At 64.3% G+C, this 13,686-nt stretch carries 13 protein-coding genes; 8 read left to right on the plus strand and 5 right to left on the minus strand.

Annotated features, from left to right (window positions below):
* The first annotated feature begins 1 nt into the window (after nucleotide 1).
* Genes SLQ30_RS21735 through SLQ30_RS21745 form a run of 3 tightly spaced genes read left to right on the plus strand, consistent with a single transcriptional unit; the run spans nucleotide 2 to nucleotide 3,063 of the window.
* Nucleotides 2-1,228 (plus strand): cytochrome P450, encoded by a 1,227-nt coding sequence (locus tag SLQ30_RS21735; protein ID WP_319448797.1) that lies wholly within the window; start codon nucleotides 2-4, stop codon nucleotides 1,226-1,228.
* Nucleotides 1,225-1,779, plus strand: a complete 555-nt coding sequence (locus SLQ30_RS21740; protein WP_319448704.1) for a hypothetical protein — start codon at nucleotides 1,225-1,227, stop codon at nucleotides 1,777-1,779. The genes SLQ30_RS21735 and SLQ30_RS21740 overlap by 4 nt, the downstream gene beginning before the upstream one ends.
* Before the next feature lie 30 nt (nucleotides 1,780-1,809).
* On the plus strand, nucleotides 1,810-3,063 hold the full coding sequence (locus SLQ30_RS21745; protein ID WP_319448703.1) for an amidohydrolase family protein: 1,254 nt from the start codon (nucleotides 1,810-1,812) through the stop codon (nucleotides 3,061-3,063).
* 98 nt (nucleotides 3,064-3,161) lie between these two features.
* On the opposite strand, the gene SLQ30_RS21750 is transcribed toward SLQ30_RS21745, so the two are convergent.
* From SLQ30_RS21750 to SLQ30_RS21765, 4 genes are all read right to left on the minus strand, one after another.
* Complete coding sequence (locus SLQ30_RS21750; protein ID WP_319448702.1) at nucleotides 3,162-4,355, minus strand: acyl-CoA dehydrogenase family protein; 1,194 nt, start codon at nucleotides 4,353-4,355, stop codon at nucleotides 3,162-3,164.
* A gap of 98 nt (nucleotides 4,356-4,453) precedes the next feature.
* The gene (locus tag SLQ30_RS21755; RefSeq protein WP_319448701.1) at nucleotides 4,454-5,098 is read right to left on the minus strand and encodes a TetR/AcrR family transcriptional regulator; all 645 of its coding nucleotides are present in this window, start codon (nucleotides 5,096-5,098) and stop codon (nucleotides 4,454-4,456) included.
* A 19-nt stretch (nucleotides 5,099-5,117) separates the two neighbouring features.
* Nucleotides 5,118-6,581, minus strand: coding sequence for an acyl-CoA reductase (locus tag SLQ30_RS21760; protein WP_319448700.1), 1,464 nt, complete (start codon nucleotides 6,579-6,581; stop codon nucleotides 5,118-5,120).
* A complete protein-coding gene (locus tag SLQ30_RS21765) occupies nucleotides 6,578-7,999 on the minus strand; it encodes a hypothetical protein (protein ID WP_319448699.1) in 1,422 nt (473 codons plus the stop codon). Before SLQ30_RS21765 ends, SLQ30_RS21760 begins: the two co-directional genes overlap by 4 nt.
* 348 nt (nucleotides 8,000-8,347) lie before the next feature.
* Between SLQ30_RS21765 and SLQ30_RS21770 the strand changes: the two genes are divergently transcribed.
* From SLQ30_RS21770 to SLQ30_RS21780, 3 genes are read left to right on the plus strand one after another with little or no spacing between them, the layout of a single operon-like run.
* A complete protein-coding gene (locus SLQ30_RS21770; protein ID WP_319448698.1) occupies nucleotides 8,348-9,115 on the plus strand; it encodes an enoyl-CoA hydratase-related protein in 768 nt (255 codons plus the stop codon).
* Entirely contained in the window at nucleotides 9,112-9,936 is an 825-nt protein-coding gene (locus tag SLQ30_RS21775; protein ID WP_319448697.1) for an SDR family NAD(P)-dependent oxidoreductase, read from the plus strand. The genes SLQ30_RS21770 and SLQ30_RS21775 overlap by 4 nt, the downstream gene beginning before the upstream one ends.
* Complete coding sequence (locus tag SLQ30_RS21780) at nucleotides 9,937-10,179, plus strand: hypothetical protein (protein ID WP_319448696.1); 243 nt, start codon at nucleotides 9,937-9,939, stop codon at nucleotides 10,177-10,179.
* A gap of 531 nt (nucleotides 10,180-10,710) precedes the next feature.
* On the opposite strand, the gene SLQ30_RS21785 is transcribed toward SLQ30_RS21780, so the two are convergent.
* Nucleotides 10,711-11,514, minus strand: a complete 804-nt coding sequence (locus tag SLQ30_RS21785; protein WP_319448695.1) for an RsiV family protein — start codon at nucleotides 11,512-11,514, stop codon at nucleotides 10,711-10,713.
* Nucleotides 11,515-11,704: 190 nt separating this feature from the next.
* Here SLQ30_RS21785 and SLQ30_RS21790 point away from each other — a divergent pair, with 190 nt between their 5' ends.
* The gene (locus SLQ30_RS21790) at nucleotides 11,705-12,316 is read left to right on the plus strand and encodes a hypothetical protein (RefSeq protein WP_319448694.1); all 612 of its coding nucleotides are present in this window, start codon (nucleotides 11,705-11,707) and stop codon (nucleotides 12,314-12,316) included.
* A complete protein-coding gene (locus tag SLQ30_RS21795) occupies nucleotides 12,313-13,686 on the plus strand; it encodes a hypothetical protein (RefSeq protein ID WP_319448693.1) in 1,374 nt (457 codons plus the stop codon). Before SLQ30_RS21790 ends, SLQ30_RS21795 begins: the two co-directional genes overlap by 4 nt.

Consider the following 13,686-nt stretch of genomic DNA (forward strand, 5'->3'; position numbering starts at 1 on the left):
CATGTCGAGCCCCGCGGTCATCCGTGGACCAGTCGAATTCGATCCGTTCTCCGAGGACTTCTTCACCTCGCCGTATGACACCTACCGGCGACTGCGAGACGAGGCGCCGGTCTACTACAACGCCGAGTACGACTTCTGGGCGCTGAGCCGATACGACGACGTGGCATCGGCATACCGGGACCACCAGACCTTCTCGTCGTCCAAGGGCGTCACCCTGGACATGATCCAGATCGCCGAGCTGATGAAGGACGTACCCGCCCAGATCATCTGGTTGGATCCGCCCGAGCACGACCGGATGCGCAAGTTGGTGAACAAGGTGTTCACTCCCCGGGCGGTAACCGCCCTGGAGTCGTTGGTGCGGCGCGCCATCGCCGCAGCCCTAGACAACGTCGATCCGTCGACATTCGATGTCGTTGCCGATTTCTCGGCGCCGTTCCCGGTCGAGATCATTGCCGAAATGCTAGGCGTGCCAACCGAAAACAGGCAGCAGATCCGCACGTGGATCGATGCGTTTCTGGAGCGCACGCCGGGTTCCATCATGCCGACACAGGAAGGTTTCGAGGCGGCCATCGCGATGGGCGAGTTCTACGACGACCTTATCGCGCAGCGGCGAGCCCACCCGCAGGATGACATGATCAGCCAGCTCATCGCAGCGCGGGTCGCCGACGACAACGGTCAAGTCAGGCGGCTCACAGACGGTGAGATCGGTGGTTTTGCACGACTGCTCGGCGGCGCTGGCGCCGAGACCGTCACCAAGCTCATCGGCAACTCCGCGGTGGTCTTCGCTGAACACCCGCAACAGTGGCAAGAGCTCGTCGACGATCGCAGCAAGGTGCCAGCCGCAATCGAGGAGTTGCTGCGTTACGACGGACCGGTGCAGTACAACTTTCGATACAGCATGCGTGACGTCACGTTGCACGGAACGACGATTCCCGCGGGCAAACCCGTCATGCTCATCACCGGCTCGGCCAACCGGGACGAACGAGTCTTCATCGACCCCGATCGCTTCGACATCGATCGAGAACGAAAGTTCGGCTACAACTTGGGATTCGGTTACGGCATTCATAGCTGCCTGGGGGCCGCCCTGGCACGGATGGAGGGCCGGATCGCGCTGGAGGCGCTCCTGGATTTGGCGCCACGCTACGAGATCGATCGTGCGGGGCTGCGACGAGTCAGCATGACGAATGTGTGCGGCTGGTCGAACGTCCCGATGCGGGTCCTCACGTGAACGCTCGCGTACAGGCCAATTTTATTGCCAGCGTGGAAGTTCCGCGGTCACCGTGGGCGGACGGCGTCGACGGCCACCAATTGGATGTCATCGGGTCCAGTCTCTCAGACGTCGTCTTCACGGTGGGAGGCTGGCTGTGTGACCGGGCGATGAGCGGGTGGCGCGTCAACGTCTCGATCAGCGATGACTTCGATGACTTGCCGCTGCGCATACTCGGGGTAAAGGCACTTCCGTTTGAACCCGCGCTGGAATTCATGAGGTCGAAACCGCCAGCGGCAGCGCTCGCCATCTGCTCGGACGTGCTCGCCAATCACACGCGTCTACGTGAGACCGTTGCGATAGCGGCCAAACGCGGCCTTCCTGAGGTCATCGTATGGGGCGGTGGCGGTACAACCGAGCTCGCCGATCGGCTCTCATTCTCCGCCGTCGAGCACCGAATCAGCGCCGCTGCCCGGGCCTTCAAAGCCCATGCCCTTGTCGCGGCCGCGAATCATCGCGAATCCGTCGCACCGATCGAAAAATTCTGCAGCACCAACCGCACGTCACATTGATCCGCCAGTGCAATCTCAGAAGGGCTCATGATGAATATTGACGACCTAGTGCTCTTTAGCATCGATGACCACATCGTCGAACCGAGGGACATGTTCGACAACCACGTCCCCGATCGATGGAAAAGCGAGGCGCCGCACCTCGAGATGGACGACAAGGGCATCGAACGCTGGGTCTTCCAGGGCCAGGCTTCGGGCAGTACCGGGCTCAATGCCGTCGTCAGCTGGCCGAGAGAGGAGTGGAGCCTGGACCCAGCGACCTTTGCCGAGATGCGGCCCGGCGCGTATGACGTCCACGAGCGCATTCGTGACATGAATCGAAACGGAATTCTGGCCTCGATGTGCTTCCCGTCCTTCGTAGGTTTCTCCAACGGCTTCTTCCAGCAGGCACCGGACAAGGACCTGGCGTTGGTGATGACCCAGGCCTACAACGATTGGCACATCGACGAGTGGGTCGCGTCCTATCCGGACCGGTTCGTGCCGATTGCGATCCCCCCGCTGTGGGATCCCCAGGTGCTCGCCGCGGAGGTGCGCCGAGTCGCGAAGAAGGGCTGCCGGGCGATCACCATGCCTGAGCTGCCTCACGTCCAAGGGCTGCCAAGTTACAACAACGTCGAGTACTGGGACCCGTTCTTCCGGGCGGTCTCCGAGGAGCAGATCGTGGTCTGCCTCCATATCGGTCAGGGTCTGCGGGCGATCTCCATGGCGCCCGACGCGCTATTCGATCGGCTGCTGCTAGTCACGCAGGTCTCGGCGATGGCTGCGGTAGACATCCTTTGGGGACCGGCGTTGCGGAACTACCCGGATCTGAAGATCGCGTGGTCCGAGGCGGGGATCGGATGGATCCCGTTCTTCCTCGACCGGTGTGACCGCTATTATGTCCACTCCTTGGGCGGCAAGCATGATTTCGGCGGCAAGCTGCCGAGTGAGGTGTTTCGGGAGCACTCGCTGGCCTGCTTCATCAGCGACCCAAGCGCCTTGAAGCTGCGCCACGAGATCGGCATCGACACCATCGCGTGGGAGTGCGACTACCCGCACTCCGACACCATCTGGCCCAATGCTCCGGAGTCGATCTACTCCGAGCTCACCGCGGCGGGCTGCACCGACGCAGATATGGACAAGATCTTGTGGAAGAACAGCGCGCGGTTCTTCAACTGGGATCCGTTCAAGCTCACGAAGCGCCAAGACGCGACGGTCGGCGCACTGCGAGCCAAGGCGACCGACGTCGACACGTCGATCCGGAGCAAGAGCGAGTGGCGAGAGCGCTACGCCGCCGCCCAGGTTTAAGGCTCAAAGCCTGTGTGAGCCGACTTCGCTGCCGGACGTCACGCTCCTCGACGTGGGAACCGGTACCTCGGTGAAACCCCACCGCTGGCGGGTACTCGTCATGTCTTCGGGGTCGCCTTGGGTGGGGAGTAATTCGGCTTGCCCAGGCCCAGCACGTACTGGGCGATCATGTTGCGAAACACATCGATGGTGCCGCCATAGATTCCGACCAGGGGTGCCCAGCGGTACAGGTGCTCCGCATCGCCGTTGATGGCGCCAGTGGCGCTGGCTGGCAGTGCCCCGACGGAGCCGAGGAGATCCATCAGATCCGGCGTCGTATCGCGCATTGTCTGCGCGATGGCGACCCGGCCGAAGAGCCCCGGAGTGCTCTGGGCCACCTCGATCCGGGCGTACGCCCGTCCCAGTCGCAGTGCGACTGAATCATCGTCGACGGGGCGCGTGCCTGCTGAATCAGCCTGGGCGACAACTGCTGCAGTCCTGTCGGCGACCGTCGCCATGATGGTGGCGTAGTTGCTCATCGTGGTGATGTCGGCCAGGCCGTGCGATGCAGGTTCGTTCGCGCCGTGCTCGGAGGCCAGCGGCCCGCTGAGCACTCTCCAGCCGTCGTTGACCTCGCCGATGCGGAACACGTCGGCGATGCGGACGTCACTATAGAACGTGATGTTGGACCGTTCACCGTCGATGGTACGCAATCCCTGGATCTCGATTCCTGGAGTGTCGACCGGCACCAGGAACATCGTCAGATTGCGATGGCGCCCTCCCGTGGGGTCGGTGTTGGTCAGCAGGAAGATGTGCTGGCAGTTGTGTGCGCCCGAGGTGAACATCTTCTGCCCGTTGATGATCCAGTCGTCGCCGTCTCGCTCGGCGCGGGTCTTGCAGGTCGCGACGTCGGAGCCGCCCTCGGGTTCGGTGTAGCCCATCGCGAAGCGGGCCTCACCCCGGTACACCCGGGGCAGCAGGTCGTTCAGGAGTTCGGGTGATCCGTGGGTCCGTACCGCCTGCAGAATCATCATGGTGCCGCCCCAGGTGACCATGGGGGCGCCGGCGCGTCGGCGTTCCAGATCCCAGATGCGCCGCTGTACGGGTGTGAAGCCGCCGTCCTTTGCGCCCTTGCTCTCCCGTTCCAGCCAGCCTTCGGCGCCCATCGCCAGATGCAGTTCCTCGGCGAAGCCGTCGCCCGCCGCGCTCGCGCGCTTGCTCACTTCCGGGGTGAGGTGCCGGGCGAGGAAGCTGCGCGCCTGAGACTGGAATTCAGCGTCCTCGGCTGACAGTTCGACGAGGGAGAAGTCCACGCCATACCCTCCATCAGAAAAGTACCTATAAAAAATAGGTGGTTTTTTAACACCGTACGGCACCGCTGTCGGCAGGAGCAAGGGAACTGGTCGCCCCGTCAGCCGATGGCCTGATCGCGCTTTCCCTGAGTCCGCCGCTTGGTCAGTCGCGCAACGGACTTGGCGTTGCTCGCCGTCGACTGGCGGGCTTCGGCTCGTACTCCGGCCAGGATCCATCCGACGGTCTTGGGGAAGTTCTTTTCGATCAGCGTGGTCTCGGCAGCCGACTCCCGAGACAAGCTGGGCTCGAGTCGTCCGCGAACCTCCATGACGCTGTGACTGATCGTGAGGTTGACCAGCGAACGGCAACTTTCGATCGCCAATTTACGGGGAACCCCTTCGCGCAGCGTGGCATCCACCAATTCACCGACGTAGGCCATGACCGCGCCACGGTCGTCGATCGTCATCAACTCGGTGAGATGGGGGTGGGCCAGCAGCGCATCACGCAAGGCCAGACACCAGTGCAGGGCGGTAGCTTCCCAATCGTCGTACTCGTGGAAGTCGAGTGCGAGTTCGGAGAAGTGTCGGGCCACCAAAGCCCTGATGAGCTCGTCACGCGAGCCCACCTGCTGATAGAGGGTGCGAGTGGAAATCTTGAGGTCGGCCGCGAGGCTGCGCGTGGTCAGCGCTGCAGAGCCCTGCGCGTCGAGCAGCACCAAGGCCCGTTCGAGGATCGCCTCCAGGGGGATCAGGGGTTTGGCCATGGCTTGATCGTAAGTGCTCTCACGCCAGGGACAGGTCTGGCGTCTCCCACAGCGGGAACACCCGCGAGGGATCGCACTGCTCGTCGACGATCCACTTGCACATCCGGCGCATGGGTTCCATGGCGTCCTGCGGGATGGTGAAGTTGACGCTGGCGGCGTATCCGAGGGAGACGAGCCGCTGAGCACCGAACAGTGGAAGCCGATCGCGCAGTTGTTCTTTGAGCGCTTCAGGGTAGATTCCTATGGTTTGCGTGTAGGCGTTCACGGCGTCGGTCACTTTGTCGATCGAGTCGACGGGAACGATATTGGCCACCCGGCCGGACAGCATGGTGGAGTACGGCACCGCCTCGTCGAGTTGGGAGACGATGATGGCTCCCTCGGCGTGTTCACCGCCGTAGACGCGGTACCAGTCCTCGGTCAACCGGGCTCCTTCGATGTGCTCCAGCAGGGTGCGATTGACGACCTTGGGCGCGGTGCTCAGCGCCTCCGGCAACTTCAGTAGGGATTCGTAGACGAGTTCACCCAACCGGTTGGCGTTGTCCAGACCGTCTTGGTCGGTGCCGCTGAGCACGTAGATGACCCGCGCGTTGACGCAGCCCTCCTGATTGCCGACTCCGATGTCGCAGGCGGCACGCACCGCGACCTCGCGCATCGTGTTGCCGTTCTCGAAGGCTTCGGGCCCGATGATGGTGGCACTGCGCTTGGGGTCGAGGGCAATCAGTTCCAAGCCGGGCTGGATATAGCGGGTGACGTGTTTGACCGATGCCAACCCGCCCCAGGCGACGATCTTCTCGACGTGCTCGGGCTTGTAGAGCTGCTTCTCGATGGTCTCGTCACCGCCCTTCCAGTACGCGATGGCCAGATGCCGAGTGACGGGATGGTCAGGGGCGATATCGGCCAGGGTGCGGGCGATCGCCATCGCGGTCAGGGGATCGTTCGACGGTGCCTTGATGATGGCGTCGCTGCGGGTAAGGGCATTGCGCAACACGGTGATTCCGGCGACCAGACCCCCGTTGCCCGCCGGGATGTGCAAAGCGCGCGAACCGAAGGCGCGGACCCGGATCTCGCGGCCATCGATCAGTCGCCGCGGTACCCAGCCTTCGAGGTAGTCGACGCCGACCTGCATGGCGGCGAGCTCATGCATGGCGTCGCGGTTGAACATCAACGGCAGTGCGATGTAGCCGGTCCGCAGGATCGAGGCAGGCATCGGGTTGGACACCAGGCAGGCCTCGTACGCCTCCTGGATGTAATCGTTCTTCTCGAACGCCAGGGCATGACCGAGTTCGGTCAGCACGTCGAGGATGTCGTCGAACGAGATCTGGTAGAGGTCAGCCAGGTCCACGGGGTTGGGCAACGGAAGCCGGTGCACGTGCTTGGCAGGATCGGGGGCTTGGAAGGTGTGCTCGAGGCGGGTGGCGAACGGCACCAGGTCATCGGTGATGAGCTCGCCCCGCACGAACATCGGAACGGTGAAGGTGCTCACGGCTGGAACTCGTTCAAGAATTCGATGGCCTCGTTCTGGACCTCATGAGTGGCGGCGCACGAGATCTTGTCCTCTTCGCCGTCCTTCTTCTCGCTGAAGCGTTGGATGGTGTGCTCGAGCGCGAGACTCGTCCGACCACAGGCACAAGGCGTATCCCAGTCGATCGTCACTTCGTCACCGGTGATGACGCCACCCCAGTGGCTCTGGTTGACCACGTCGTAGACGGCGAAGCGTCCGGTCCGCCTGCCGGCGCGAGCCAGCGGCTGGCTGGTCTCTGGATCGAGGACGAAGGGGATCACCCACGGCTGCAGGTGATACCGGCCCTGCTCGCAGGCGAAATGCACCCCGTTGTGTTCCGAGAAGGCGTAGCCCTCCTGGATCCTCACCCCGCCGTAGAACTCCTTGATGACGTCCATGTAGCCCTCGGGCAGCACCTGGCCCTTGGCGCCGCCGCCCGTCAGGATGGCCGAGTTCGACGCGAACTCAGCACGCGTACCCTCCGCCAATCCGGCAGCGGCGAGGGCGTACATCAGGTTGTAGGTGCTCGTCATGAATACTCGCCGGCCCCGCAGTTCGGTGGTCATCCGCGTGATGAATTCGGGGACCTCGGTCATCTGACGTTGCTGCATCTCGATGAATTCACCCTTGCGGGCGGCGAGCTTGGGATCGAGTTGCAGGCGGTCAAGCTCGCCCTTGGCTGCGGCGGCGCGCATCTTGTTGGCCAGGAACATCAGATCGGTGTCCATCGCCCCGGAATACAGTGGGTGGAACCGGCTCTCGTCACCTCCGGTGAACTCACGCTTCATCCAGGGCACCATCCGCGTCATCCCGAACCGGCCTTCGCTGAAGTTGGGCCAGATCACATCGACGACGGGGTTGAGTTCGTCGGCGGTGGGTTCCTTGCCGAAGGTCTGAAAGACCATGTTCTTCCAGATGTGCATGCCTTCGACGGTGATTGGCACGTCCTTGGGGATGACCGAAAAGGTCCCGGTGGTGCCCGAGGACGTCACGATCTGAAGCGGAGTCTGGGCCTCCAGCCGGTCGAGCCATCCGTCGATGGAGTCGCAGCCTTCGGTGTCCACCTTCGACAAGTCGTAGGCGGTGAGCTTGCCCAGCCACCGGGTCATCAGATCCCAACGGTTGTTGTCGATCAACGACGCCGGGTAGGCTTTGTACGCCGTATGTGAAAACATTAGCGGCACAACGTCATCGAACTTGTCCACTGCGGTTATGCCGAGCCGGTCGGCCAACTTGCGAACCATCTCGATCTGGCCGCGGTGCTCGGCGAAGCGCACGATCATCGCCTCGCGCTGCAGATCCTCCAGCTCCGCTCGCGGCACACTGTGCATCGCCGTGATCGACTCGCCGAAATGGGTGAGCGGACTGTCCATGAAGGTCCGTACCGATTGTGTCGTCATCAAGCTACTCCCGGTGGTCGAAGGAACGAAACATTAAAACATCGACGGTGTTTTAATCTACTCAGCCACGTCCGTGCTGCGCAAGATCGTCGCGTTCCATGACGATGCCGCCGTGCTTTCGTCGGCCACGCACTTCGCGGGCCATTGCGCCATGGGGCCATCGGGTCACGCCCCGTGCCTCGGTGCAGCCGGTCGAGTCTGGGCAGCTCTTGTGGTCGCCCACTCACCCTGGTAAAAAACCAATGACGTTTTAACTCACGGTAGCGGCCCAAGCCAAGACCGCGGACAGACGAGGCGGCCGCGTCACCCTCGCCTTGAGGAGGCTTTTGCGATGAGTGTGGCAGTAGCATGACCACGCACCTGCGAAGGACTGACCTCGACGGCGTCCGGGTTCTGACGATCGACCGACCCGAGTCCAAGAACGCGCTGCACGGCCCCTTGCGCGCCGAACTGCGCGAGGCGTTGGCGGGCGCGGACCGCGACGACACCGTTCGCGCCGTCGTGCTGACCGCAGTCGACCCGATTTTCAGCGCCGGCGTCGACTTCAAACAACTCCAACGCGGACCGGGCGAAACCGGTGGCCCATTGGACGTCAGCCCGGCCTCCGCCGCACGCATCATGCGAAAACCGGTGCTGTGCGCGGTCAATGGACCATGCGTCTCCGGTGCCCTCGAGGTGGCCTTGAGTTGCACGTTCATCGTCGCATCAGAGCGGGCACGCTTCGCCGACACACACGCGATGCTTGGTGTGGCGCCGACCTGGGGCCTGTCGGCCCTGCTACCGAGGGCCGTCGGTGTGCGCAAGGCGCGCGAAATGTCGATCACCGGCGGGTTCGTGGACGCGCAGGAAGCGTTGCGGATCGGTTTGGTCAACCACCTGGTCCCACACGACGACTTGCTTCCCTTCACCATTGCGCTGGCAGCCCGCATCCCTGCCACGGGTGCGGTCGCCGAGATGCTGTCGCTGTATGCGCAAGGTGAGGATCTGACCCGCTCAGGCGCGTTGACAACCGAAACTGCGCACAGCGCCGGACGAACCTATGACCTCGCCGCCTTCACCGCGGCAGGCAGTAAAACGGCTGCAGCACAAAGAGGCAACGACGAGAGGGCTACATGACGGCGGGACGATTCGAGGGGCGGCGCGCTCTGGTAACGGGTGCCAGTCGGGGAATCGGCGCGGGTATCGCGCAGCGGCTGGCTGCCGAAGGCGCCGACGTCGTCCTGGTCGCACGCACGCTGGACTCGATACCGGACATCGCGGGCAGTCTGACTCAGACCCAGGAAGCGTTACGCAAGTATGGAACCCGGGTCGGCACGGTGGTAGCGGACCTGGCCGATGAACAGTCCAGGGCTCGGATGATTCCCGCAGCCGAGGAGTTCCTCGGTGGGAGCGTGGACATCCTGGTCAACAATGCGGTCGCCGCGGTCATGGAGCCCATCACCGACATCTCCGTCCAGACTCAGCGGTTGGCCTTCGAATGCAACGTCATCGCCCCGCTGGATCTGGCTCAAGCGGTGATTCCGGGGATGCGTGCGGCGGGTGCTGGCTGGATCGTCAACCTGACCAGCGCGGGCGCACGTCTGCACGAGGGCCCGCCGTTCCATCTTGGCCCGCAGGGATCCACGATGGAGCTCTACGGTGTCACCAAAGCTGCGCTGAACCGAGCGACAAGTGGGCTCGCCGGCGACCTTCACGGCTCAGGCGTCCGAGTCAATGCAGTGGGCCCGCAGGTGGCAGTGATGAGCGAAGGATTCAAAGCGCTCATCGGTGACGCGCTGCCCGCTGAAATGTTCGAATCAGTCGAAGAGATCGTCGAGGCCGTCGTCGCCCTATGCGATTGCCCCGAGGACTGCACCGGGAAGATCGCCAGCAGCCTCGACCTCATCGCGGAATTGGGTTTGGACGTGTACGGCCTCGACGGATTGGCACGCGATTGAGTGAGCGCCCGCACGGTGGGCGCGCGTCGCAAACTTGTTGTGCTCGAGGACGTACCGCGCTTCGATGGAGTGCGAGCACGGGCGGCGGTGCACGCGGGCGGTGAACTGCTGCTCGGCGTCGCCGACCGCGAGCCGCCTGAAGACGCCAGCCGGTTCACCGCGCGCTGCCTGGCCGTGGCCCTTCGAATCTGTTCGGCGAGCACCGACATGAGATTGGCTATTGAGCCCTGGATGCGTATCTAAGGTCGGATAGTGCGGCGCTGACTACATCGCCGGCGCAGTGGTAGCGGCCCGAGGCGACGCCTGCTTCCAATGACGGCACGGCAGTGCGCGTCGAAGGCGGTTCGTAGGCCGGCGACGCCTGCTTTGTCGACGTGGTCTGAACCGTCTGGGTCTGGTGGAGCCTTCTTTCATGCCAGGGCGGTTCGGCCGTCCTACGGGCCCGATGCTTTGGGAACGAATTTGGGAACCAAACTCGGCGAGACCGCCGAAATTGGGCGCAACGCATGGACCGTTAACAGCACTGCAGAGACTCCTGACCTGGACAGACAAGACGTCGAAGATCCGGTGAAACCGTCACCCGTCGGCTCATAACCCAGAGGTCGCAGGTTCGAATCCTGTCCCCGCTACTAGGTAAAACGGCTCCCGGAGATTTCTCCGGGAGCCGTTTTCGTTTGGTGTGGGAACACTTTTGGGAATCGCAGCGCATCCCGACGTCTATTTCGGAACGAACATGGCGCCTAGCTGGGCGAGCGAAAGAGGAGTTTGGAAGCGTTACGCGATCATCGGGTCGATCGCGGACCGGGGCACCAGCACCTGCAACGCCCCTGCTGAGGCGGGCAACAGCACGCCCTGGTCGAAGAAGAAGATCACGCCGTCGTTGACCACCGCGAAATTCTGATAGTTGGCAGGGTTGTACAGCGCGGTTGTCGCGAACGGCAACGGCGGTGGCGGTGGTGGCGGCGTGGTGGTCGGCGTCGTCGCGGCCGGCTGTCCCGGTTGCGCGGGCGGCGGGGGAGGCGCGACCGGCGGCGGCGGTGCCAGCTGCTGCTGCAGTTCAGCCTGGACGATCGGCGCAACGGTCTTCAGCGGATCGTCCACCCGCCATAGCGGCGCATTTTCTTTATCGTCCGGTGCGGCCGTGTAGGTGATCGCCTTGCGATAGCTCTGGTCCCAGTTGAACGCCTTGTACGTCGTCTGCGGCTGCGCGCCACCGACGTTTTGGACCACCTTGAACACCACGGCCTGCGTGCCGCGCGGGGGAACCGACGAGGTGTATTCCGTCGGCGTGATGCTCAACTCATACGGGGTAGTGCGGGGCGCGCCAGACTTGGCCGTGTTGAGGAATCCGTCGCGCGTCTGGGAGACGTAGTCGGCGACCGACTTCTGGTCGGGGTAGTCCAGCGGGATGCTGATGTCGACGCTGTACCCGGGGTCGGAGAGCTGGATCACACACGCGCTGCCGGTATTGCCGCCCTTGAGGTCGGCGCAGTAATCCTTCGGCGCCGCCACCGCCACGGCAGAAGAACCGAAGATGGTGGCAACCGTGGCGAGCACGGCCACACTGAAAGAACGCATGCGTAATCCCTCCAAGCAAACGCGGCACCGCGCCGCAGACGAAAGATTAACAATTCAGCGCACCAGCAAACCGGGCCGGGCGGAGATACCGCTGCGTACCGCAGTCCGAGGTGGAGGTTCGGGTGACGCGGCCTTGACTACGGAAGGTTTGGCGTCGTCATAGGGCTTGCCGTAATGCGAGACTGGCACGGTGAACCATGTTCTGCGGGCAGGCGTTCTGGGAGATCTTCCGGTGCGGGATTTCATCGTCTCGCCGGGCTTCGCTGGCGTAGCGGCGCTGCTCGCGGCGATCATCGCATCGTGCGCGGTGCTCTACTCGGTCCGAAGAGCCGGAAAGCGGTCCCTGCAGCAGCTTGAGCAGCGCGAACGCGATCTGGAACAGACTCGCGACGATGCGGAGCATGCGCTGGCGGTGGCGCGATGCTGGGAGCGGTGGCAGTGGGTGGTCGAAACCGCTGGGATAGAGCCTGCGGTCAGCGAGGGCGCCACCCTGGGTCTTGGGCCGGCGGTCACCCTGGAGCTGCTGCATGGCCTGATAAGTGACGCCGAGCATCTCGGCGACGACACGCTCGCCAGGGCCGTCGCGGTTTACCAGGAGCAGCTCCTGCTGGTGCTGGCACAGCAGGCCGGTCCCGTTTCCAAAGTCGCGGCGGCCAAGACGGCGCGGTTGCCAGTCAGCAAGCTCGACAACAAGCCAGTGGCGTCGACGCACAGGAAGCCCGACACCGCGCCGCCAGCGACGGCCGGTGAAACGTCTTCTGCCACGGTGAAAGAGGGCGGCGGAGGGCGGCGGCGCCGATGACAACCACGCGGCAACACATTGAGGACCTCGACGTCGACAAGTGGGCGGCGTTGACGCGACGCGCGGCGGCGGACGCCGTCGCGGCCGCTGAGCGGTTGGGGATCCAGCCACGGGCCGAATCGGTCGCATTGGCTGGGATGACAGAGCGTCAACTCGTCGAACACCGCGAACGCAATGGGCCACCCCTGCAACGCCGGTCGCTGGCGATGCAGCTTGTCGAGGCCGACCATCTACGCAGTGTGGCCGAGGAGCAGGCCCGCGAGGCGCATCAGGGCAGGCTGGACGCCGAAGCGGCGGCGTCGCTAGCTCGGGGTGAAGCCGCGGATTCCGCGCGCGCCGCCAACGCGGCGAGTGAGCGGGTCCGTGCAGTGGAGGCCGAGGCCGCGCGTCGAGATGCTGCACGCACCGCGGAGCGGACGGCCGATCAAAAAGCGGTGCAGCAGGCGCAAGCCGAGATCGAACGGCTCCGCGCCAGTGCGGCGGCCGAGGGGGCGGCCGCCGAGGAGAAGGTTCGGGCTGCGGAGGCGCGTGCCGCCGAGCGGAACACCGAACGGACAACCGAGCGGGCGGCCGGGGAGAAGACCGTGCAGCAGCTGCAGGCCGAGATCGCGCGGGTGCGCGCCACTGCGGCGGCCGAGGTGGCGGCAGCCGAGGAGAAGGTTCGGGCCGCCGAGGCGCGCGCGGAACAGCGGAGCACCGAACGAACAACAGAGCGGGCGACGGGGGAGGAAGCCCTACAGCGGGTGCGCCTCGAGCTTGAAAAGGTGCGCTCCGGCACGGCCGCCGCGGTGGCGGCGGCGCGTGGGCAGGCCAGCGGCGACATCGTTGCTGCGCAGGAAGCCGCAGATGCCGAGGTCACTGCTGCGAGGCAAGCCGCAGAAGCCAAGGTCGCCCACTGGCGGGCCCATGCCGCGAACATGGAGCGATGGGCCCGGGCCGAAGTGTCGACCCAACTGTTGACTATTCCCATCCCGCCGTTGGAGGTGCGTGCCCGAATCGCGACTGTCGAAAGTACGGTCGACGCGCTGTACCAGATCGATTACGTGCTGGAGGTCGGGCTTGCTGAGGAGGCGGAGTCGCACTTCGTGCCCGATCTCGAGTTCACGCGCAGCCTCACATGGAAGGTGCAGCAGCAGGCCAAGGAACTCACGAGCGAATTGGCGAGTCTGTCCTCGCGGTACGCCGACCCATCCCAGGTGGAGGTCGCCGCTGACTACGCCGAGGCCGCGAATGACGCCTATCGCGCGCTTCTGCAGCGCATAGACGCCGCCGTCCAGCGGGTGGGAAGCCGCGTCCGCGGCCCAGATGCCGAGATCATCGCCGCGGTCACCGCCATGCTCGCCGACCTTCGGGCGCAAGGCCTTTACTAG

It is taken from the genome of Mycobacterium sp. RTGN4, assembly GCF_033804635.1.
Taxonomy (GTDB): domain Bacteria; phylum Actinomycetota; class Actinomycetes; order Mycobacteriales; family Mycobacteriaceae; genus Mycobacterium.

Bases quoted from the DNA above. Each gene is read 5' to 3' on its own strand.
- SLQ30_RS21735 (WP_319448797.1), top strand. From the start codon at position 2: ATGTCGAGCCCCGCGGTCATCCGTGGACCAGTCGAATTCGATCCGTTC.
- SLQ30_RS21745 (WP_319448703.1), top strand. From the start codon at position 1,810: ATGAATATTGACGACCTAGTGCTCTTTAGCATCGATGACCACATCGTC.
- SLQ30_RS21755 (WP_319448701.1), bottom strand. From the start codon at position 5,098: ATGGCCAAACCCCTGATCCCCCTGGAGGCGATCCTCGAACGGGCCTTG.
- SLQ30_RS21765 (WP_319448699.1), bottom strand. From the start codon at position 7,999: ATGACGACACAATCGGTACGGACCTTCATGGACAGTCCGCTCACCCAT.
- SLQ30_RS21770 (WP_319448698.1), top strand. From the start codon at position 8,348: ATGACCACGCACCTGCGAAGGACTGACCTCGACGGCGTCCGGGTTCTG.
- SLQ30_RS21775 (WP_319448697.1), top strand. From the start codon at position 9,112: ATGACGGCGGGACGATTCGAGGGGCGGCGCGCTCTGGTAACGGGTGCC.
- SLQ30_RS21785 (WP_319448695.1), bottom strand. From the start codon at position 11,514: ATGCGTTCTTTCAGTGTGGCCGTGCTCGCCACGGTTGCCACCATCTTC.
- SLQ30_RS21795 (WP_319448693.1), top strand. From the start codon at position 12,313: ATGACAACCACGCGGCAACACATTGAGGACCTCGACGTCGACAAGTGG.